The sequence below is a fragment of the Thalassospira sp. CH_XMU1448-2 genome, from assembly GCF_037027285.1.
In the GTDB taxonomy this organism is placed as follows: domain Bacteria; phylum Pseudomonadota; class Alphaproteobacteria; order Rhodospirillales; family Thalassospiraceae; genus Thalassospira; species Thalassospira profundimaris_C.
In genome coordinates this window covers 1269933-1290403 of the sequence record NZ_JAYMEA010000001.1, presented here as the reverse complement: position 1 = coordinate 1290403, position 20471 = coordinate 1269933, and the positions used below count along the sequence as shown (strand labels likewise).

Below are 20471 nucleotides of genomic sequence, written 5' to 3'. Positions count from 1 at the left end.
TTTTTAATTATTCAGTATAATTTCTGATTATTTATTTCATTCTGTCGTGTAGGTTAATAATGTCATCAGATAGTGATCTCGGGTTTTTCGTCCTTCTGGTTCGCAAGGGAAGCCTGAGTGCCGCAGCCCAGGAGCTTAATCTGTCTCCGCCTGCTGTCAGCAAACGGCTGGCAAAGCTTGAAGACCGGCTGGGCGTGCGATTGCTGAACCGCACGACACGACGGATCAGCATGACCAGCGAGGGCGAAGCCTATTATCAAAGCGCCATCCGGATCATGCACGACATCGAGGAACTCGAAGAACGGGTTTCGCATGCAAGCGAAAACCCCAGCGGTCTTTTGCGCATTAATGCCACCTTCGGCTTTGGTCGCAAATATGTCGCCCCGGTAATCGCCGAGTTTTCCCACCTGTACCCCAATGTCGAAGTACAGCTTCTTTTGACAGACGCCCCGATGAATATGGTCGAAGAAGGCATTGATCTTGGCATCCGTATCGGTGGCTTGCCCAATTCACGTATCCGGGCCCGCAAGCTTCTGGATAACCGGCGCTTTCTATGTGCGGCACCGGCCTATATCGAAAAGCACGGCATGCCGCGCAATCTGACCGATCTGATCAACCACAATTGCATCATCCTGCGTCAGGACAATGATGTTTATGATGTCTGGAAATTACAGCGTGGTCAGCATTCCGAAACCGTCAAGGTTCACGGCACGCTCAGCAGCAATGATGGCGAGATCGCGCTTGGCTGGGTGATGGACGGGCTGGGCATCATGCTGCGTTCCGAATGGGATATTGCGCGTCACGTCAATGCCGGTCGCCTGCAACTGGTCTTGCCGCACTATGCTCATGTCGATGCCGATATTTACGCGGTCTATCCGGAACGTCATAACCTGTCGGCAAAGGTCCGTATTTTCATCGACTTCCTGCACCGGAACTTGCGCAGGAATGCGACAGCATCCATTCAATAGATGTGACGCCAAATGGCAGATACCGAACAAAAAAATGGGCACCGGCAGACGAAGCTGACGATGCCCGGAGAGTGGGAAGAATGAAAAATCCGACGATTACTTGCTGAGATCCTCAAATAGGCGGGCGACGGCTTCTGCTCCCGGGTCGATGTGACCTTCCAGCTGTTGGGCATTGATATAGGACGCACGCCCTGCCTTGGCCTTCACGATGGTCGAGGTATGAACAGCCCCTTTGCGCGCAGCATCGGCCGCAGCCCCCATGCCCTTGGCCTCAAGTGCATCGAGGGCAGGTTTCAGGGCATCGACCATGGTGCGATCCCCCAACTGCGCACCGCCGATTTGCTGCATGCGTTCCAACCCGTCCTTCAGGGCTGAGACCATCGAACGGCCGCTTGATGCCGCATCACCGGCAGCGGTAAAGAAAATCGCCAGAAGTACGCCCGATGATCCGCCCATTGTCTGGCTCAACTCCTGCCCGATGGCGCGCAGAAGCTGGGTGTGATCTGCCAGCGGCAAACGATCCAGCGCCCCCATCAGAGCCCTCGCCGCACCGGCCAATGTCGATCCGGTATCGCCATCCCCGGATTTGGCATCAAGAGCATTCAGATCGCTTTCTGCATCAATCAGCACGTGACAGCATTGCGTCAGAAACGCTGCGGTCTGGCGATGTTCCGACGGGATCGGCTGGATCGGCGTAAGACCATCAGGCAGTTCGACAATACTCACCGGCTTGATCGGATGGCATCCGGGCCAGGCCGCAGGCGCGCAGGGGGCAGAAAGCCACGCATGATCCTCGGCACTCAGCGGATAGACCGAAACCGAAAAACCGCGCATATCAAGTGACGTCATCATTGCCGCCGGACCGACAATGAATTTCAGGTTCTTGGCAATGGACGAATTGGCCAGATCATTGGCAAGGATCGCCATTTCAAGCACCGAAGTTCCGCCAAGATTATTGAGCAACACCACATGCGGCTTGTTTTCCACCACTGCCGCAAGTTTCGCCGTGACGGCCGCCATAGCCTGTTCGGCATTGTGATAATCAATCTGCTGAACACCCGCCTCGCCGTGAATGCCAAGACCAAGTTCGGCCTTACCGGCCTCGATCCGGTTTTCCTTGGGAGACCCCGGCACCGTACATGTATCAAGCGACATACCGATCGACTTTGTTCCCGCGATAACCCGCTCCGCAGCTGCGGTTACATCCTCAAGGGATGCACCACTTTCGGCCATCGCACCGGCGATCTTGTGCACGAACAATGTGCCCGCAACGCCGCGCGGCTGTGGAAGATCGGGCAAGGCAATATCATCATCGACAATGACAATATTGACCTTAAGCCCAAAGGCCCGCGCCCGTTCAGCCGCTAGACCAAAATTAAGCCGGTCACCGGTATAGTTTTTGACAATCAACAGACATCCGGCCGGGCCCGTTACTGACAGAATACCGGCAAGGACGGCGTCAACGGACGGGGATGCAAATACATCACCACACACAGCAGCTGTTAGCATACCCGCACCGACAAAACCGGCATGGGCGGGTTCATGACCGGAACCACCCCCTGAAACCAGTGCAACCTTGGACTTGTCCCAGTCATTGCGCACCACCACGCGAATATGCGGATAGCCGTCAATTCGGGCCAGTCTGCCACCTGATGCCTTGATTACACCGTCGATGGCCTCGGTTACGATTGCGTCTTTATTGTTTATGAATTGGGCCATATTGAACTCCTTCAGGCCACCCGAGCGCCGTCGGCGCCGAAGTAGAATGGTTTGCTCGGACGAATTTTAACGATGTCACCGTTTTTAAGTTCGGTATGCGCATCTGTGACCGTAATCAGGTCATGCGACTTGAATGTCAGATGAAGCCGGGTCTGATCCCCCAGATGCTCCACCCTTTGAACAAAGCTGTCCTCACCCTCGCCCTGAATGATCTGTTCGGGGCGCAGGCCGATATTGACGGCGCCGCTGGGCGCACCGGCAAAAACGTCAGCTGGCAGAACGTTGATGCGCGGCTGGCCAAGACGACTGGCCGCATAGATGCTGACCGGGTCTTCATAAATCTCGCGCGGGGAGCCGAACTGCACCAGCCGCCCGTGATCTAGCACCCCGACATGGGTTGCCATGGTCATGGCTTCGATCTGATCGTGAGTAACATAAAGCAATGTTGCCCCTGAATCCGCCTGAATGGATTTAAGCTCCACCCTGAGGTCCGCACGCAATTTTGCATCCAGAGAACTCAGTGGTTCATCCATCAGATAGACCGAAGGTTTACGGACCAGTGCACGACCGATTGAGACGCGCTGCATTTCACCACCTGAAAGCTCGGTCGCCTTATTATCAAGCTTGTGCCTGATCTGAAGGATGTCGGCGATTTCATCGACCTTGCGCCTGATCTGATCTTGCGGGGTTTTCAGGATCGGGGATTTCAGCGGGAATTCCAGATTTTCACGCACCGTCATATGCGGATACAGCGAATATTGCTGGAACACCATGGCGACATCGCGTTGGGCGGGTGTCAGCCCGGTCATGTCACGCCCGTCGATCATGATGTGGCCGGCATCAGGTACATCAAGCCCCGACACCATTCGAAGTGTCGTTGTCTTGCCCGCGCCGGTCGGCCCAAGAAGAACCACAAACGACCCGTCGGGAATTGTCATTGTGACATTATCAAGTGCCACATCAGCACCAAAACGCTTGGTGACACCGCTTAAACTTACCTCAGCCATGACGAAGTACTCCTTCGTTTCCTTCTGATCGCAATGCTCGTCCCTGCCGGGCGTCAAACAAGGTGATCGTTCTTGGATCAAACCCAAGGCCTATCAATTGTCCGTCATTGACAGCTTCATGACTTGCGACCCGTGCCTTGAGCAGCCCGTTGGGCGTATCAAAAGTCACGATCTGGGTCGTTCCAAGATATTCGGTTGCGATCACGCGCCCCCGATATTCCGCCGTGTCATCAAACTTCACATGTTCTGGCCGCACACCAAATGTCAGTTTGCCATTGGCACCTTCGCGACTTGCGGGCACCTGGATGGCAACATCATTAAGCCGGACTTCCGTACCACCGGTGCCAATCATGCCCTCGAACTCAAGAAAATTCATCGGAGGCGATCCGATAAACTGGGCGACAAACTTGGTTGCGGGCCAGTCATAAATGTCCTGAGGAACACCAAACTGCTCAACAACACCGTGATTCATCACGACAATCTTGTCGCCCATCTGCATCGCTTCAAGCTGGTCATGGGTGACATAAACGGTGGTCGCCCCCATCCGGTCATGCAAGGCACGCAACTCTTCTGCCATATGTTCACGGAATTCGGCGTCAAGCGCCCCAAGCGGTTCATCCATAAAGAATGCTTTGGGATCACGCACAATCGCACGCCCCAACGCAACACGTTGACGGTCACCGCCCGAAAGACCGCCCACTGGACGATCAAGGATGTCGTTGATGCCAAGAATTTCGGCGACCTCGCCGACTTTCTTGTTCACATCCGCCGACTTCATTCCCTGACTTTTAAGCGGATAGCTGATATTGCCCCGTACATTCATGTGCGGATAAAGTGCGAACATCTGAAAGACAAAGGCAATATCACGCTGACTTGCCGGTTTCTGACCGACTTCCTCGCCATCGATATAGATCTGTCCGCTTGTCGGCAGTTCAAGCCCGGCCATCATACGAAGCGTTGTGGTCTTGCCACAGCCTGACGGGCCAAGAAGCATAAAGAATTCGCCATCTTCAATGGTGAAACTCGAAGACTGAACCGCTGTAAATGCCCCGAATTCCTTGCGCACGTTTTCAATTCTTATCTGTGCCATGGGTCACTCCGGGAAGTGGCTGACGACGATGAACATTACAGTTCCCGTCAGCGTGATAATGAAAGAATAGGTATATAGCGTGATCGCAACAGGCTGCATCAGCATGATCACGCCGAGTGCGATCAAAACCGATGCCACCATTTCCCAGGGCCCGCGGCGCAATCTGAATAATCCGTTGATGAAATCATTCATTTGCGTACCGCTCCGAAGGTGATCCCGCGCAACAAATGTTTGCGCAGCAAAATGGTAAAGACCATGACCGGCACAAGGAAGATGGTGGCACCCGCCGCCACCGCGGGCCAATCCTTGCCGCCAACACCAATGATTGTTGGAATAAAGGGAGGCGCGGTCTGTGCTGTGCCTGAGGTCAGAAGAACAGCAAAGGCATATTCGTTCCAGGCAAAGATCAGACAGAAGATTGCCGTTGATGCGATACCGGTTGCCGCCTGTGGCAACACCACCTTGTAGAAGGCCTGAAACCGGGTATAGCCATCAATCAGCGCTGCTTCTTCGTATTCGATGGGGATTTCGTCAATGAAGCCCTTCAACAGCCACACCGACAATGAAAGGTTCACCCCGGTATAAAGCAGGATCATGCCCAGATGGGTGTCATTCAGACCAAGGTTCCTGAACATCAGAAAGATCGGAATAGCGACTGCAATTGGCGGCATCATGCGGGTCGACAGGATAAAGAACAGAAGATCATCCTTGAGCGGCACCCGGAACCGGCTGAACGCATAGGCCGCAGCCGTCCCGAGGATCATGCAAAGTGCAGTAGAGCCAAATCCGATGATGACCGAGTTCAGAAACCGTTCGCCATAGCGCGACGGACCACTAATGACAGTCCCCTGATCACGCGCAATCTGTTCGTACCAGTTTTTTGGTTCGCCCTGCGCTTCAAGCATGTCGGGCGTTGCACGGGTCCGCTCGGTAAAGAGGTTCACATAGCCTTCCAGTGATGGCTCGAACACAACTTTGGGCGGATAGGCAATGGAATCAGCGGGGGATTTGAACCCGGTCGCAATGATCCAGAGTAACGGGGCGATCGTGATCAAGGCATAGCCGACAACAAGCACCCCGGCGAACCACTTGGTTCCCTTGTTTGGTTCTGTAACAGAAAAACTCATCTTTCTTTTACCTTGTTCAGCGCTTTGACATAGATCGATGCAAGGCCAAACACGGTCACAAACAGGATCACGGCATAGGCCGACGAATATCCCGTGCGCCACTTTTCAAAGGCTTCGCGTTTCAGATCAATTGAGGTCAAGGTTGTCGTATTGCCCGGTCCGCCACCAGTCAGCTGCACCACAAGATCAAACATCTTGAAGTTCTCAATCCCGCGGAACAGGACTGCCAGCATCAGGAATGGCAATACCATCGGAATGGTAATGGTCCAGAACTGACGCCATTTCGAGGCACGGTCGCATTCGGCGGCTTCATAGATGCTGTTGGGGATGGATCGAAGACCGGCAAGACAGATCAGCATCACAAACGGTGTCCACATCCATGTATCGGCAATAATGATCGCCCAAGGGGCAAGATCGACATCCCCGATCATGGAAAAGCTTGCCGGGTCGGCACCGCTAAAGAAGGCGATGACATAGTTGAACAGGCCAATTTGCGGCTGATACAGGAATGTCCAGAAATTGCCGACAACCGCGGGCGACAGCATCATCGGGAAGACGATGATCGTCGTCCAAAGGTCATTCCCCCTGAATTTCTTGTTGATCAGAAATGCCAGCATGAAGCCGATCAGGACCTGCAACACGATGGTCCAGATCAGGAAATGCGCTGTTGCCTGCATCGTGTGCCAGATGTCGCTATCCGTCAGGATACGTTCATAGTTGCGCAGACCAACCCATTCGACAGCTCGATTGGGGCGGTTCACCCGGCTGTTAGTAAAACTGAGCCATACGGTCCAGATCAGCGGAAAGATATTGATCGCCAGCAAAAGGAAAATCGTCGGTGCGACGAATATCCAGGCAATGCTTCGATCTGACAGGCCACGAATATGGCGCGCCACGCTGTCTGGCGTTGCCTTGGCGATCTTCTCGATCGGAATATTGTTCATTATTGATGCCCTTAGCCGCGCGGTTATCCCACACAGTCTCTACTTGGTCGCAGGAATGGTCCCGGCGTGATCACGCCGCGCCGGGACCGGTCCAGATCCAATCGTCCTGGAAAACCGGGACTTAGAGCTTGCCTTCGTCTTCAAAGACTTCGGTCCAGTCCTTGACCAGACCGTCAAGCGCTTCCTTGGCCGTGCCCTCGCCGGCAACGACATAGTTGTGGACGCGCTCCTGCATTGACAAAAGCAGATCGGCATAGGCAGGTTCAGCCCAGAAATCCTTCACGATCGCCATGCTATCAAGGAAGGTCTGCGCATAGGGCTGGCTGCTTGCAAATCCAGGGTCCTCGACCACAGCACGCAGGGCAGAATAGCCACCAAGTTCCCACCAGCGCGCCTGAATTTCAGGCTGGGCGAACCATTTGATATATTCAAGTGCGGCATCCTGCTTGTCGGAATAAGCAACGACAGAAATCCCCTGACCGCCAAGCTGGGCGAACTGACCTGCCGGTCCTGCAGGGTTGGGGAAATAGCCGGACTTGCCATGGCCCACATTCGGGTCGGCCTCGACGCCCGGCCAGATGAAGGCGAAGTTCATCTGAAGAGCAACCTGACCTGATTTATAAGCATCGATATCTTCGCTCATATACCAGTTCGACGATCCCGGAGGGGTCGCGGTGTCATAGAGGTCCTTGTAATACTCAAGACCGGCAACCGCACCGTCGGAATTCACAAAGCCGTCAAGGTCATAGGGCTTGTTGGGGTTTTCGTACTGGAAACCGTAGTTATAAAGGGCGTTGGTGACGCCCATTGTGATCCCTTCCGAACCGCGTTCGGTATAGATCGCGGCACCGTAAACAGTGGTGCCATCAATTTCGCGCCCCTGGAAGAACTGCGCAATGTCCTTAAGCTCTTCAAGGGTTACCGGAACACCAAGGTCACGACCGTACTTGGCCTTGAACTCTTTCTGGATTTCCGGACGCTCGAACCAGTCCTTGCGATAGGTCCAGCCAACCACATCACCAAAGGCCGGAAGCGCATAGTAGTTCGGGGTATTTTTCGGCCATTCGGCGTAACCGGTAACTGTGGCCGGAATAAAATCGGCCATGTCGATATTGTTGGCGGCAAAGAAGTCATTAAGTTTGACGTAGTGACCGTTTTCGGCGCCACCGCCAATCCACTGGCTATCCCCGATCATCAGATCACACAGCTTGCCGCCGGAATTAAGCTCGTTGAGCATGCGATCCGCAAACGACGTCCAAGGCACGAATTCGAAATGCATGGTATTGCCGCTTTTGGCTTCGAAGTCTTTGGACAACTCGACCAAGGCGTTTGCCGGATCCCACGCCGCCCAGCACAGGGTCAGATCTTCTGCCGATGCTACACCCGGTAGCGAACCGGCAACGATTGCCGTTGCGGCAAGCGTCTTCAAACCTACTGATTTCATTTTATTTTTCCTCCCGTTGGAATGTCGCGGCTTTTTAGCGACTGACGCACTTCTACCACAAGTTTTTGAGGTACGCACCTCAAAATGAGCATTTTTTGAGTTACGCACCTCAAATTTCTTGCGGAGACGTGCTCAATGGTTGAGGGTAAGATAAGAAAAACAGAGCGATTTGGGCCTGCAAAATAAATGAGACCAACAACTAAAGACCTCGCCAAAGCGGCCGGTGTGAGCCTTGCAACCATTGATCGCGTACTCAATGGTCGATCCGGCGTTCGGCAAAAGACGATCGATGCCGTTAACGAAGCAATTGCGCGTATTGGTTTCGAACGCAATCAGGTCGCTGCAACGCTGGCCCGCCAAAAGGGATATCGCTTCGGCTTTGTCGTTCCGCGCTCTGGCGACGAATTTCTTGATGTGATTCTCAAGCATATTTCCGAATTTGACCAAGCCAGTCGCGCTGAAATGATCCAGACCAAAATTGTGCGCATAGACGAACACGATCCGCACCGTGCTGCCAAAACCCTGTCGCGCCTGTCTGCTGATGATTATGATGGCATTGCGATCATGGCACCTGAAACCCCGCAGATTCGTGATGCCCTGCATCGTATGCGCGAACGCGGGATCGAGACCGTCGCAATCATTTCCAATCAACAGGAAGAAGACAGCCAGTCATTCGTCGGAATTGATAACGTTGCCGCCGGGGCAACGGCAGGTCGACTGATGGCCCGCTTCCTGGGCAATGTCAGCGGATCAATTCTGGTGCTGGCCGAGACCATGCAGGCACGTGACAGCCTCGAGCGTCGACTGGGCTTTGATCGCGTGTTGACGCCGAACTATCCGCATCTTCACGCCTTGCCTACACTTGAAACACACGGCTATCAGGAGCGGACAGGCGTTGTTCTGAAGAACGCTTTTGCCGCCCATGATGATATTGTCGGGCTTTACATCATGGGATCGGAAGCCCGCGTTGCAATCGATTTTGCCCAACAACTGCGTGGTGGCAGCAATCTGATCACCATTGCTCATGAACGCACCCCCTCGACCGAACAGGCATTGCGTGACAACAGACTGGATGCTCTGATCAATCAAGACCCGGGACATATCGTTCGCAGCGCTGTTCGGACCTTGCGGGCCAAATGCGAAAATCGCGAAACCCTCGCATCACAGGAACGCATTCGTGTAGAAATCCTGCTTGCCGAAAACCTCTAGTCCGATGGCCGTCCTGTTTCCGATAACCACTCAATAGCACTCTGGGCAAGGTGCGCACACCGGCACAGAGAACACTTGGTGATGCGAACAAATTGCTTGAAACCGGCTGGTAAGACCCAAAAAAACAAATAAAGCGCGGCATCCTTGCGGGCCGCGCTTCTTTATTTGTCATACAATTAGGATCAGTCGTCGTTCACACAGACCTGACGCTGTGTCCCCAGACCATCAATGCCCAGTTCAACCACGTCACCGGCCTTCAGATAGCGCGGCGGGGTGAAGCCAAGACCAACACCCGGGGGCGTACCAGTCGAAATGATATCGCCCGGATGCAGGGTGAAGAACTGCGACAGATAGGAAATCAGGTGCGGCACACGATAGACCATGGTCGCGGTCGAGCCATCCTGAACGCGTTCGCCATTCACTTCCAGCCACATGCCAAGATTGTCGAAATCGCCCACTTCATCCGGCGTCACAAGCCACGGACCGGTCGGACCGAAATTGTCTGATGATTTGCCCTTGGACCACTGACCGGCACGCTCGATCTGATAGGCGCGTTCGGAAACATCGTTGATCAGGCAGAAACCGGCAACGTGATCAAGTGCGTCTGCTTCGGAAACATACTTGGCCTTTTTGCCGATCACGAAGCCAAGTTCGACTTCCCAGTCGGTCTTTTCCGAGCCACGCGGGATGATGATCGGATCGTTCGGGCCGCAAATTGCCGAGGTATATTTGGCAAAGATGATCGGCTCTGGCGGCACTTCCAGACCCGATTCTGCGGCGTGATCGGCATAGTTCAGACCGATGCAGATGAATTTGCCGGTCTGGCCAACACAGGCACCAAGGCGCTGTTCGCCTTCAACCAGCGGCAGACTTTCCGGATCGATTGACTTCAGATCATCAAGGCGGGTCAGAACATCGCCTGCGATATCATCGACGTGGGCCGAAAGGTCGCGCAGATTGCCTTTGGCATCAACCAGTGCGGGTTTTTCTGCACCGCGTTCTCCGTAACGTGCGAACTTCATATTTCGTCCAATCCTTTGTTCAAATTCCGATCAGGCGGTCCCGCCACCATCAACAACATGCCCGGCCCCTGCAACCGAGGCGATATTGATAATTGATCCCTCACCTTTTTCAAGCATTCCCGGCAGGACCGCACGGATCATTCTGAACTGGGATTTGACATTTATTTCAAAGGCCAAAGCCCATTCTTACTCCGTGACTTCAAGGATTGTCCCGTTGTCAACAATCCCTGCACAGTTAACAGGCCATCGACAGCACCAATATCGTCAATCAACGCCGTAATGGCATTCTTGTTGGTCACATCAAATCTGTGGACCTCAATACCGTCAAGAGCCCCCAGCTCCGCAAGCGCTTCGGACCGGGAATTCCGACCGCAGGATCATTGAAAGACAAGTGTATTGTTCGCCCCGCCGAGCGAGAAGGCCTATGCTGGCTGAAGTCGCCTCTTGAACCTCCAGTCCGGTAAGAGAGTTCACACAACCTGATCAGCCAGAACTTGATGCCATCCAACAGGAAAGAACGAACCGGGCCTGAAGCCTGAAACCAGGCCCGGTTATAATTTCACAGCCCCATTTCACAGGACAGAAGCTGTTTTCCTATTTCGACAGTTTTTCAGTAATTTGACGAAACAGCTCCAGGTTTTCCTCGTCATGACCGACAGGATCAGGAGTGTGGCTTGCCTTGACGATCACCAGATTGTTTTCCGGGTCGACATAGATGAACTGGTGGAACAAACCGATCGCGGAATATGCATCTGATCCAGGAATCGTCCACCACTGGTACTGGTAACCAAAGGGCTCACCCTCAGCAGTTGGCTCAAACCCTTCATCGGGGATCGTAGCTTCGTCAACCCAGTCGACGGGAACAATCTGTTTGCCGTTTGCCTGCCCCTTGTTCAGGAACATCAGGCCAAACCGTGCATGATCACGCGCCGTAGCGTTAAGCCCGGCACCAAAAAACTCGCGCCCGACATCTTCCGGACCATCCATGACCCAATAAGCGTCATTCTCCATACCCGCCGGCTTCCACAACTTCTCCGACATATATTCGGCACCGGTCTTGCCAACAGCGCGTTCAAGAACACATCCCAAAACACTGGTATCAAGTGTGGCGTAATTGAACACCTCGCCGGGCTTGTTCTGACTTGCCACAGAGTCATTGGCTGCGTAGTCGCACCAGCGGTATTTGTAGGCGACCAGAGAATTGTCATGAACCTGGGTTAACTGGGTATCGCTGCCAAACTGATAGATTTCCTGCCATTCCACGCCAGAGCGCATATGCAGAAGGTTGCGGATCGTCGGACCGTCATAGCCAGACCCCGCCATTTCGGGCAGATAATCAGTAACCTTGTCATCCAGACTTTTGATGAAACCATCGTCAAGAGCCAAGCCGATCAACGTCGAAACATAAGACTTCGCCACGGAAAAGGTCATGAAGCGCGTGTTGGCATCACTGCCGTTTCGGTAGCTTTCATGGACAATTGCCCCGTCCTTGACCACCACCAATGCATTGGTGGATGTGGCTTCAAGATACGCTGCGAGGGAAACCGTCTCACCATCCAGCGTATAGCCATCATCAAGCGAAGCCGGTTTCTCGGGAAGCACCCAGACATTATTGCCAGCCTCAACTGTCCGGGTCGCAAAGATCTGGTCCATATGCTGAAAAGTTAGAACATTCAGTGCGGGTGAAAACATATGAGCACGAGCATTGATCATGGTTGGTGTCAACCAACGTGACGTTTCTTCCTTAGCAAGAGCAGGCGCCGTAATAGTAACGATGCCCGTAGCCACCAACGCGGCAGTCAAAAAACGATTTCGCGACAGCATTAAACAACCTCCCGTTTTCATCTTGATCTTGTTTTAATTCGTTCTGGCGTTTGCCGCCGTCGAACCAATTTCAAGCGCGGGCACTCAGCCCAGTTCGGCGCGTTCGATCAGAACAGCAATGCCCTGACCACCGCCGATGCAGGCGGAGGCGATGCCATAGCGACTGCCCGACCTGGTCAGTTCGCGTGCAAGCGTGTTGGTAATGCGCACACCGGTTGCGCCAAGCGGATGACCAATCGCGATTGCACCACCATTGACGTTGACCTTGTCCTCGTCCAAGCCAAGTTCGCGAATACATGCAATGATCTGTGCACCAAAGGCCTCGTTGATTTCGATCCGGTCAATCTGATCAAGAGTCAGACCGGTTTGATCAAGAACGGCCTGAATGGCTGGTACCGGGCCGATCCCCATGATTTCCGGCGGAACACCAACAGCCGCACCCGCAATAATTCGCGCATGCGGTGTCAGACCGTTCCGCCTGGCATATTCGGAACTCCCCAAAACCACACCGGCAGCACCGTCAACCACGGCAGATGAATTACCGCCGGTCTGGACACCACCGAATGCCGGGCGCAACTTGGACAGGATTTCATACGGAGACGGGCGAATGTGACTGTCAGCGTCAACAGCTTCGACCTTGCGCGGGAGTTTGATGGTGCGCGGATTGCCGTTTTCCATTTCAAAGGTTTCGTTAGTCACGGCAACAATTTCACCACCGAGGAAACCGTTCTGCTGCGCACTGACCGCACGCGCAAAACTGCGTTCGGCAAACCGGTCGACTTCTTCGCGAGTAATTGAATATTTCTTTGCCAGATTTTCCGCCGTGTCGCCCATGGTGCAACTGACGGCAGGATCAAGAAGCGCTTCCCACAAGAAGTCCTTGAACTCAACCTGCCCCATCCGGAAACCGCTGCGATGGGTATAGGCAGCAATCGGATTGCGGCTCATGGATTCCGCTCCGACACACAACGCCAGATCGCCGCGCCCAAGAGAAATATGGTCGGCCGCCTGCAAGATGACTTCGATGCCGGTCCCGCAGATACGCTGTACAAGATGTGCTGGCCGGTCATACGGCACACCCGCATACAACCCGATATGACGTGGCGTCATATAGGCATCGTACGAAGCCTGTGCCATCGAACCGGCAACCGTGAAATCGATATCAGCGGGGTTTACACCGGCATCGGCAATTGCAGCACGTGCAGCCTTGATCCCGAGATCAATCGGGGAAATCAAACCGAATGCGCCGGTATAGTCGACAAAGGGTGTGCGTTTGCCGCCAAGCAACCAAACATCTTCAAACTCGGTCCGCAGACCTTTGGAAATTGTAGCCATCTCAGTTCCCTTTTCTCGCGACCATGACGCTTTCCGGAATTGGTTCCCGGTACAAGTCCGCAACCTTGTCAGCACGCCTGACCTGAACAGCACGTTGATTGATGGAGCCCTTGTCCGTCACTTCATGAGCATCAAGATCCGGAGAACTTTCGAGAAGAATGGCGCGCGCCACAAACTGCGCACTTCCTGTCGCCTTGGCGCCGAGCGCATTAAGACGCTCCTGGAATACAGACCGCACAAGCGGGTGGGACGCGATGTCACGTTCGGATGCATCAGCGGGAAGGTCGCGGCACAACTTTCGGCATGCCGTAAAATCGGCGAACAAAAGAGCCCCTATATGGTTTTCATTCAGTCCTGTCAGGACCGCATCACGCACATAAGGCGCAAAGGTCTCGGCAATCGCGGTACGGATGGAGCCGACATGAACCCACGTACCTGTCGAAAGTTTGAAATCTTCGCTGACGCGGCCGTCAAAGAGGAAGCCGCGCTCAATATCATCGGGGTCAACAAATTTCAGCGCGTCGCCGATCATGTAATAGCCTTCTTCATCGAAGGACTCGCGGGTCTTGTCAGGCTGGCGCCAGTAACCCGGCGTGATGCTTGGGCCACGCAGGCGCAGTTCCTGCTTTTCAGCATTGGGGACAAGTTTGACTTCAAGACCCACTGCCGGAAGACCGACACTTCCGGCCTGATCGACAGGCCATGTGGTTGTGAAAGCAAATGGTGCCGTTTCCGTCGAGCCGTAACCGGTCACGATCATGACCTTTTCGCCAACGGTATCAACAGCCACTTCCTCAAGACTGTCCCAAACATACTGTGACAGCCCCGCACCCGCATACTGCATCAGTTTCAATCTGGCAAAGAAGCTCGTGCACAGTCGCTGATTATCCCTGAGGTGGTGGACAAGTGCCTCGTACCCCTTGGGAACATTGAAATACAATGTCGGGGAAACTTCACAAAGGTTCCGAACGGTTTCGACAATCCCATCGGGGGTCGGCTTGCCCTGATCAATATAAAAACTGCCACCGTTATAAAGGGCGATCCCGAAATTATGGTTTCCGCCCGCTGTATGGTTCCAAGGCAACCAGTCAACAAGAACAGGCGGCTCATCCTGAAGAAATGCAAGCGTATGGCGCAGCATCATCTGGTTGAAGCACAGCATGCGCTGGGTATTGATCACCGCCTTTGGCATTCCGGTGGAGCCGGAGGTGAACAGAAACTTTGCAATTGTGTCTTCTGTAATCTTTGCATTGGCGCCATCGACAATGTCGGTTGCAACGGTTTTCACGACATCTTCAAACCGGTCACAAGCATATGCGCTCAGCGGGCTCTCGCAGACAACAAGACGCGCATCTGCGTACATTACCGCCGCAAGGGCCTTGCTGTATTTTGCACCATTATCAACAAATATCAGGCCCGGCTGAAGCAGCTCGACGATGTGACGTAACTTGGCATAATCTGTTGAAACCAGCGAATAAGCCGGTGATACCGGCGCATAGGGAATACCGGCATACATCGCCCCCAGCGCCAGCAGACCGTGCTCAAGACTATTGCCCGACAAAATAAGAACCGGGCGTTCTTCAGACAGGTTTTGCGTCAGCAGATACTGCGCGATACTGCGCACCTGATCACGGGTTTCCTGATAGGTTCGGGATTGCCAGACACCTTTTGCATCCCGATCAGCAAGAAACAGCCGATCCGGCGCCTGTTCCGCCCAATGATCCAACCGGTCCGTGATGGCCCGTGGATATTCATCGGGCTCCTCGCACGAACGAATATAGATCGCGCCGTTTTCTCCCTTTGATACAGCAACACGTGTATCACCCATGCGAACCGGACGAAGTCCGGGTTCAGCGACCATCGCCATGAGACGAAACCTCCAGTTATCTTTTCTTATTTGTTATAATTCATAACAATCATAAATCATTACATCAAGCGGAATATCGCAAGGGGCGTTCATGCGTTGCATATACTCGCGTATCGAATGATATAGATCGCGCGCGTGTAGAGATAATTTTTCCCTGATTTTCATCATATTAAACACAATTGACGGCGCTTTTTTGATGTGCAAATATAATTGTTATAAATCATAACAAACCTAGGTGAGGAAATGCTGCTTAATCAGGTTCCAGCAATCATTACCGGTGGCGGAAGCGGCCTTGGCGCAGCAACTGCACGTACATTTGCGGTTGCCGGGGCGCGGGTTGCGATTTTTGATCGCGACCTGAGCGCAGCCAAGCGCATCGCAAGCGAAACGGGTGGCATTGGTCTGGAAGTCGATGTTTCGGATCCGGAGTCGGTAGCCCAAGCCTTCAAAAAGGTTAAGCAAAACTTCGGCATCCCGCGCGCCCTGGTCAATTGTGCAGGTATCGGAACAGCAAGCCGGATCTTGCCGCGCGACGGGACATTACCGATCAGTGATTTTATCCGGACGCTCAATGTGAACCTGACAGGCAGCTACATCACCATGAGCCATGCAGCGCAACTGATGTCCGAAGCGACACCGCTTAACGACGACGAGGAACGTGGCGTTATCATCAACACATCTTCGGTCGGCTATGAAGATGGACAGATTGGCCAATGCGCCTATGCCGCATCCAAAGGCGGGATAGCGTCAATGACCCTGCCAGCCGCCCGCGAACTTGCCCGGATCGGTGTCCGGGTGATGGCCATTGCGCCCGGACTGTTTGCGACTGCAATGACAGACACCCTGCCCGATGCAGCACGCGAAGCGATTGCCGCGAACATTCCATTTCCGAAGCGGCTGGGCAAAGCACAGGAATTTGCCGATCTTGCCCGCCATATTGTTGAAAACACAATGCTCAACGGCACTGTTATTCGCCTTGACGGCGCAGTTCGCCTGCAGGCCCGATAAAGACTGACTGATTGCTTAAATTAAGGAACAAGAATATGACGAATGGCGCGAATGACGTATTGGACGTTGCGGTCGATGGTTCGATTGCACGTTTGACCATCACGCGGCCTGACAAGCGTAACGCGGTTAGCGATACGCTCATGGAGGCACTCGAAGCCTTTTTCTCCAATCCGCCAAAGGATGTCAGGGTCGTCATTCTGGCTGGCGAAGGGGGGCATTTTTCGGCAGGCCTTGATCTTGCCGAGCATGTTGCACGAAATGCAGCAGAAACGATGCGGCATTCACGTAACTGGCACCGGATCATGGATATGATCCAGTTCGGCGGCTTGCCTGTCATTTCGCTTCTGAAGGGTGCGGTGATCGGGGGGGGGCTTGAACTGGCCAGCGCCACCCATATCCGCATAGCAGACAAGACGGCATTTTATCAGCTTCCCGAAGGCCGCCGCGGCATATTTGTGGGTGGCGGGGCTTCTGTTCGTATTGGCCGGATCCTTGGCGCGGATCGCATGATCGAGATGATGCTGACCGGCCGCAAATATGATGCCGAAGAAGGTTTACGTCTTGGGTTTTCACATTACGTGTGCGACTCAGAAGACGATGCAAAGGAAAAAGCCGCAGAACTGGCGACCACCGTCGCCGAGAATGCTCAGCTTTCCAACTATGTCATGATTCAGGCATTGGCTCGGATCGAAGACATGTCAAAGGCCGATGGATTGTTTACCGAAAGCCTTTGTGCTGCACTGACCCAAACAAGTGAAGATGCCCAGGAAGGTCTTCGCGCCTTTCTGGAAAAGCGTGCCCCAAGCTTCAAGTAATCCTTGAATTTGAGGCACATGAACTTTTCTGCACCTAAAACATCAGGCAAGAAGCCGCGCCAAAGCGGTCGCCAGAACACTCAGGTAGGAACAGGAACACCGGAAAAAAGGTGTATCCAATTTTTGAGGAGACGTTCGATGTCAGGACTTTTATTTAACCGCCGACAAATGCTCGGTTTCATGGGCGGCGCCCTTGCCGCTCCGGCCATCATCGGCAAAGCGCGCGCAGCCGAAGTCACACTTCGCCTGCATCACATGCTTCCGCCCGTGGCTCCGATGCACAAGGCGTTCTTTGAGCCATGGACAAAAGCCATCCGCGAACAGTCAGATGGTCGCATTGATATTCAGATTTTCCCGGCCATGCAGCTTGGCGGCAAACCACCACAACTTGCAGAACAGGTGGCAAACAATGTCGTTGATATCGCCTGGACATTGACGGTTTACACACCTGGCCGCTATCCGATTTCGGAAACGCCGAGCCTGCCTTTCATGGTAACAACGGCCGAAGCAACATCGGTTGCAATGCATAAATTCATGGACGAATTCGGCCAGGACGAATATCGCGGCATGAAGCCTCTGGCCTTCCATGTCCATGCAGGCGGCAAGTTCCACATGCGCGACAAACCGATCCAGAATCAGGCCGATCTTAAAGGTTTGCAGATCCGCGCCCCGAACCAGAGCGTCGGCAAAGCCTTGTCCATTCTCGGCGCAGAACCGGTTTTCTTCCCGGTTACCGAGATGGCCGTAGGTCTCGCCAATGGTGTCATTGACGGCACCTGCCTGCCATATGAAGTTGTTCCGGCATTCAAGCTGCATGAACTTACATCAGTCCATTGCGCACCGGCAGAAGGCGGGCGTGGTCTTTATGCAAACTCGTTTGCCTTGCTGATGGCGGGGTCCGCCTATGACCGCTTGCCTGATGATCTCAAGGCCGTGATTGACGCCAATTCCGGCATCGACCTTTCGCGCCAGATCGGCAAGCAGTTCGACAGCTTTGAGTCCGTCGGTTACAAGATGTGCGCTGATCGTGGCAACAAATTCGTTGAAATTCCCAAAGACGAAATTGAACGCTGGCAGGCCGCCACCCAGCCCGTGATTGATGACTGGATCGAGACCCTCAATGACGCCGGTCATGACGGCAAGGTGATGATTGATCGCCTTAATCAGCTGATCGACGCAGAGACCGCCTGACATGTCAGGATCCACCCGTGATCACAATGGGCGCGGCAATCGCGCTGCGCCCATTCATTTCCTTGCCCGGTTTGTTGATCGTGCCTGTATGGCGTCTGCGGCAATTGCCGGGGCCGTCATTGTTGCGGTCGCCCTTACCGTAACTCTTTCGGTTTCGATGCGATATGTCGGCTTTGGCGGCATTCGTGGTGACTTTGAAATTGTCGAAATGGGATGCGGCATCGCGGCATTTCTGTTTTTGCCGTTGTGCCAGCGCAAGGGCAACCATGTCATGGTCGATATTTTCAGCATGGCTTTACCTCAGCGGACCCGCAATTTTCTTGATCAGCTGTGGGAAACCCTGTTCTGTCTTGCCTGGGTCATCGTCTCGTGGCGCGTCGCATACGGTCTGATCGATATGTATGAATATAGTGACCGCAGTATGCTTCTGAGAATGCCTACCTGGATCGTCTACGGGTTTGCACTGTTCGGACTTGGACTTTCAGCCCTGACTGCGTTGTCGAACGCAATTGAACAGTTTGTGCGACCCGATCCCAATAATTCCCGAACGGAAGCCCCGCAATGAGTCCGGTTGAAATCAGCATTATCATGGTCATCGTCCTGATGATCTTTATCTTCCTGCGCATGCCAATTGCATTGGCGATGGCGATTGTCGGGGCCGGTGGATATGTGGTTCTGTCCGGATGGTTGCCATTATCGGCCTATCTGAAGACCGCCATTGTCGACAAATACGTTTCCTATGATCTCGCCGTCATCCCGCTCTTTATCCTGATGGGGCAAATTGCGACGCGCACAGGCATCAGCAGAGCCATCTTCACAGCGTCCAACGCATGGCTTGGGCATTGGAAGGGTGGTCTGGCAATGGCCTCGGTTGCGGGCTGCGCCGCATTCGGGTCGATCTGCGGATCCTCGATTGCCACCGCAACCACCATGGGCAAAGTTGCCCTTCCGGAAATGCGCCGCCATGGCTATTCCGGAGCATTGGGTGCGGGCACCCTTGCGGCGGGCGGAACGCTTGGCATTCTGATCCCGCCATCGGTTGTCCTGATTATCTATGCTCTTCTGACCGAGCAGAATATCGTCAAACTGTTCCTCGCAGCGACCATTCCGGGAATTCTTGCGGTATTGGGCTTTATTCTGGCTATCGGGGTTTATGTACGCCTGTTTCCGGAGGAAGGCCCGGCCCATGCCGGAATTCCGATGCGTGAAAGGATCAAGTCACTTGGTGGTATCTGGCACGTTGCGCTGGTTTTCATCGCTGTTCTTGGCGGCATTTATGGTGGCGTCTTCACCCCCGCCGAAGGCGCATCCGTTGGTGTTGTACTGATTGCGCTGACCGGATTTCTAATGCGAAGCCTGACATTAAAGGGCCTGTTTGATTGCGTGATTGAAACTGCCGGGTCCACGGCGATGATCTTTGCCATCATCTTTGGCGCGGACCTTTTCAATGTGGCGCTTGCCCTGACCCGCGTTCCGACCATGGCCGCCGAATGGGTTGGCACCGCAGGCATCGCCCCGATGACAGTTTTGCTGACGGTCATTCTGTTTTACATCGTCATGGGCTGCATCATGGACAGCCTTTCGATGATCCTTTTGACTGTTCCGGTTTTCTTCCCGGCATTTATGGCGATGGATTTTGGTATGGATCCGACCCATCAGGCCATCTGGTTCGGGATCATTTCCCTGATCGTTGTCGAACTGGGTATGATTACGCCGCCAGTGGGCTTGAACCTGTTCATGATATCGGCAATGGCACCAGATATTCCGACGCGAAAGATCTTCCGCGGGGCCGTACCGTTCCTGATTGTTGAGTGCTTGCGCATCGCAGTAATTGTGGCGTTTCCTGCTCTGACATTCTGGCTCGTAGATATCGTTACCGGTTAGCAGCCCGACCAAAAGAT

The 20471-nt window shown here is 53.9% G+C and carries 19 protein-coding genes; 7 read left to right on the top strand and 12 right to left on the bottom strand.

Going from position 1 to position 20471, the window contains the following annotated elements; genetic code table 11:
- The first annotated feature begins 59 nt into the window (after positions 1–59).
- A complete protein-coding gene (locus WA318_RS05830) occupies positions 60–968 on the top strand; it encodes a LysR family transcriptional regulator (protein ID WP_114099614.1) in 909 nt (302 codons plus the stop codon).
- 96 nt (positions 969–1064) lie between these two features.
- Here the strand turns inward: WA318_RS05830 and WA318_RS05825 are convergent, their stop codons facing one another.
- From WA318_RS05825 to WA318_RS05795, 7 genes are all read right to left on the bottom strand, one after another.
- Positions 1065–2687 carry a dihydroxyacetone kinase subunit DhaK gene (locus WA318_RS05825; RefSeq protein WP_336080264.1) on the bottom strand — a complete coding sequence of 541 codons (1623 nt, stop codon included), beginning with the start codon at positions 2685–2687 and terminating at the stop codon, positions 1065–1067.
- An 11-nt stretch (positions 2688–2698) separates the two neighbouring features.
- Positions 2699–3694 (bottom strand): ABC transporter ATP-binding protein, encoded by a 996-nt coding sequence (locus tag WA318_RS05820; RefSeq protein WP_114099616.1) that lies wholly within the window; start codon positions 3692–3694, stop codon positions 2699–2701.
- On the bottom strand, positions 3687–4784 hold the full coding sequence (locus WA318_RS05815; protein ID WP_114099617.1) for an ABC transporter ATP-binding protein: 1098 nt from the start codon (positions 4782–4784) through the stop codon (positions 3687–3689). The genes WA318_RS05820 and WA318_RS05815 overlap by 8 nt, the downstream gene beginning before the upstream one ends.
- A gap of 3 nt (positions 4785–4787) precedes the next feature.
- On the bottom strand, positions 4788–4976 hold the full coding sequence (locus tag WA318_RS05810) for a hypothetical protein (RefSeq protein ID WP_114099618.1): 189 nt from the start codon (positions 4974–4976) through the stop codon (positions 4788–4790).
- Positions 4973–5911, bottom strand: a complete 939-nt coding sequence (locus WA318_RS05805; protein ID WP_114099619.1) for a carbohydrate ABC transporter permease — start codon at positions 5909–5911, stop codon at positions 4973–4975. The genes WA318_RS05810 and WA318_RS05805 overlap by 4 nt, the downstream gene beginning before the upstream one ends.
- Entirely contained in the window at positions 5908–6855 is a 948-nt protein-coding gene (locus WA318_RS05800; RefSeq protein ID WP_336080263.1) for a carbohydrate ABC transporter permease, read from the bottom strand. Before WA318_RS05800 ends, WA318_RS05805 begins: the two co-directional genes overlap by 4 nt.
- Positions 6856–6976: 121 nt before the next feature.
- Positions 6977–8299: an ABC transporter substrate-binding protein gene (locus WA318_RS05795; RefSeq protein WP_114099621.1), complete on the bottom strand. Its 1323-nt coding sequence runs from the start codon at positions 8297–8299 to the stop codon at positions 6977–6979.
- Positions 8300–8485: 186 nt separating this feature from the next.
- Here WA318_RS05795 and WA318_RS05790 point away from each other — a divergent pair, with 186 nt between their 5' ends.
- Positions 8486–9508, top strand: a complete 1023-nt coding sequence (locus tag WA318_RS05790; RefSeq protein ID WP_336080262.1) for a LacI family DNA-binding transcriptional regulator — start codon at positions 8486–8488, stop codon at positions 9506–9508.
- A gap of 182 nt (positions 9509–9690) precedes the next feature.
- On the opposite strand, the gene WA318_RS05785 is transcribed toward WA318_RS05790, so the two are convergent.
- From WA318_RS05785 to WA318_RS05765, 5 genes are all read right to left on the bottom strand, one after another.
- Positions 9691–10530, bottom strand: coding sequence for a fumarylacetoacetate hydrolase family protein (locus tag WA318_RS05785; protein WP_336080261.1), 840 nt, complete (start codon positions 10528–10530; stop codon positions 9691–9693).
- 30 nt (positions 10531–10560) lie between these two features.
- Entirely contained in the window at positions 10561–10707 is a 147-nt protein-coding gene (locus tag WA318_RS05780; protein ID WP_336080260.1) for an SDR family NAD(P)-dependent oxidoreductase, read from the bottom strand.
- A gap of 417 nt (positions 10708–11124) precedes the next feature.
- Positions 11125–12243, bottom strand: coding sequence for a serine hydrolase domain-containing protein (locus tag WA318_RS05775; RefSeq protein WP_336080259.1), 1119 nt, complete (start codon positions 12241–12243; stop codon positions 11125–11127).
- 195 nt (positions 12244–12438) lie between these two features.
- Positions 12439–13689, bottom strand: coding sequence for a thiolase family protein (locus tag WA318_RS05770; protein WP_336080258.1), 1251 nt, complete (start codon positions 13687–13689; stop codon positions 12439–12441).
- Between the two features lies 1 nt (position 13690).
- Positions 13691–15556 carry a feruloyl-CoA synthase gene (locus WA318_RS05765; RefSeq protein WP_336080257.1) on the bottom strand — a complete coding sequence of 622 codons (1866 nt, stop codon included), beginning with the start codon at positions 15554–15556 and terminating at the stop codon, positions 13691–13693.
- A 243-nt stretch (positions 15557–15799) separates the two neighbouring features.
- Here WA318_RS05765 and WA318_RS05760 point away from each other — a divergent pair, with 243 nt between their 5' ends.
- From WA318_RS05760 to WA318_RS05740, 5 genes are all read left to right on the top strand, one after another.
- Positions 15800–16564, top strand: coding sequence for an SDR family NAD(P)-dependent oxidoreductase (locus WA318_RS05760; protein ID WP_336080256.1), 765 nt, complete (start codon positions 15800–15802; stop codon positions 16562–16564).
- 35 nt (positions 16565–16599) lie between these two features.
- Positions 16600–17379 carry a crotonase/enoyl-CoA hydratase family protein gene (locus tag WA318_RS05755; RefSeq protein ID WP_114100083.1) on the top strand — a complete coding sequence of 260 codons (780 nt, stop codon included), beginning with the start codon at positions 16600–16602 and terminating at the stop codon, positions 17377–17379.
- Positions 17380–17517: 138 nt separating this feature from the next.
- Positions 17518–18570 (top strand): TRAP transporter substrate-binding protein, encoded by a 1053-nt coding sequence (locus WA318_RS05750; RefSeq protein WP_336080255.1) that lies wholly within the window; start codon positions 17518–17520, stop codon positions 18568–18570.
- Position 18571: 1 nt separating this feature from the next.
- Positions 18572–19135, top strand: a complete 564-nt coding sequence (locus WA318_RS05745) for a TRAP transporter small permease (RefSeq protein ID WP_336080254.1) — start codon at positions 18572–18574, stop codon at positions 19133–19135.
- A complete protein-coding gene (locus WA318_RS05740) occupies positions 19132–20454 on the top strand; it encodes a TRAP transporter large permease (RefSeq protein WP_336080253.1) in 1323 nt (440 codons plus the stop codon). The genes WA318_RS05745 and WA318_RS05740 overlap by 4 nt, the downstream gene beginning before the upstream one ends.
- Positions 20455–20471 lie beyond the last annotated feature (17 nt).

What these genes read in the sequence shown, in the direction of transcription:
- WA318_RS05785 (WP_336080261.1), bottom strand. Translation starts at nt 10,530, where the DNA reads ATGAAGTTCGCACGTTACGGAGAACGCGGTGCAGAAAAACCCGCACTG.
- WA318_RS05815 (WP_114099617.1), bottom strand. Translation starts at nt 4,784, where the DNA reads ATGGCACAGATAAGAATTGAAAACGTGCGCAAGGAATTCGGGGCATTT.
- WA318_RS05820 (WP_114099616.1), bottom strand. Translation starts at nt 3,694, where the DNA reads ATGGCTGAGGTAAGTTTAAGCGGTGTCACCAAGCGTTTTGGTGCTGAT.
- WA318_RS05770 (WP_336080258.1), bottom strand. Translation starts at nt 13,689, where the DNA reads ATGGCTACAATTTCCAAAGGTCTGCGGACCGAGTTTGAAGATGTTTGG.
- WA318_RS05765 (WP_336080257.1), bottom strand. Translation starts at nt 15,556, where the DNA reads ATGGCGATGGTCGCTGAACCCGGACTTCGTCCGGTTCGCATGGGTGAT.
- WA318_RS05825 (WP_336080264.1), bottom strand. Translation starts at nt 2,687, where the DNA reads ATGGCCCAATTCATAAACAATAAAGACGCAATCGTAACCGAGGCCATC.
- WA318_RS05755 (WP_114100083.1), top strand. Translation starts at nt 16,600, where the DNA reads ATGACGAATGGCGCGAATGACGTATTGGACGTTGCGGTCGATGGTTCG.
- WA318_RS05745 (WP_336080254.1), top strand. Translation starts at nt 18,572, where the DNA reads ATGTCAGGATCCACCCGTGATCACAATGGGCGCGGCAATCGCGCTGCG.
- WA318_RS05805 (WP_114099619.1), bottom strand. Translation starts at nt 5,911, where the DNA reads ATGAGTTTTTCTGTTACAGAACCAAACAAGGGAACCAAGTGGTTCGCC.
- WA318_RS05740 (WP_336080253.1), top strand. Translation starts at nt 19,132, where the DNA reads ATGAGTCCGGTTGAAATCAGCATTATCATGGTCATCGTCCTGATGATC.
- WA318_RS05775 (WP_336080259.1), bottom strand. Translation starts at nt 12,243, where the DNA reads ATGATCAATGCTCGTGCTCATATGTTTTCACCCGCACTGAATGTTCTA.
- WA318_RS05830 (WP_114099614.1), top strand. Translation starts at nt 60, where the DNA reads ATGTCATCAGATAGTGATCTCGGGTTTTTCGTCCTTCTGGTTCGCAAG.
- WA318_RS05790 (WP_336080262.1), top strand. Translation starts at nt 8,486, where the DNA reads ATGAGACCAACAACTAAAGACCTCGCCAAAGCGGCCGGTGTGAGCCTT.
- WA318_RS05795 (WP_114099621.1), bottom strand. Translation starts at nt 8,299, where the DNA reads ATGAAATCAGTAGGTTTGAAGACGCTTGCCGCAACGGCAATCGTTGCC.
- WA318_RS05810 (WP_114099618.1), bottom strand. Translation starts at nt 4,976, where the DNA reads ATGAATGATTTCATCAACGGATTATTCAGATTGCGCCGCGGGCCCTGG.
- WA318_RS05800 (WP_336080263.1), bottom strand. Translation starts at nt 6,855, where the DNA reads ATGAACAATATTCCGATCGAGAAGATCGCCAAGGCAACGCCAGACAGC.
- WA318_RS05750 (WP_336080255.1), top strand. Translation starts at nt 17,518, where the DNA reads ATGTCAGGACTTTTATTTAACCGCCGACAAATGCTCGGTTTCATGGGC.
- WA318_RS05760 (WP_336080256.1), top strand. Translation starts at nt 15,800, where the DNA reads ATGCTGCTTAATCAGGTTCCAGCAATCATTACCGGTGGCGGAAGCGGC.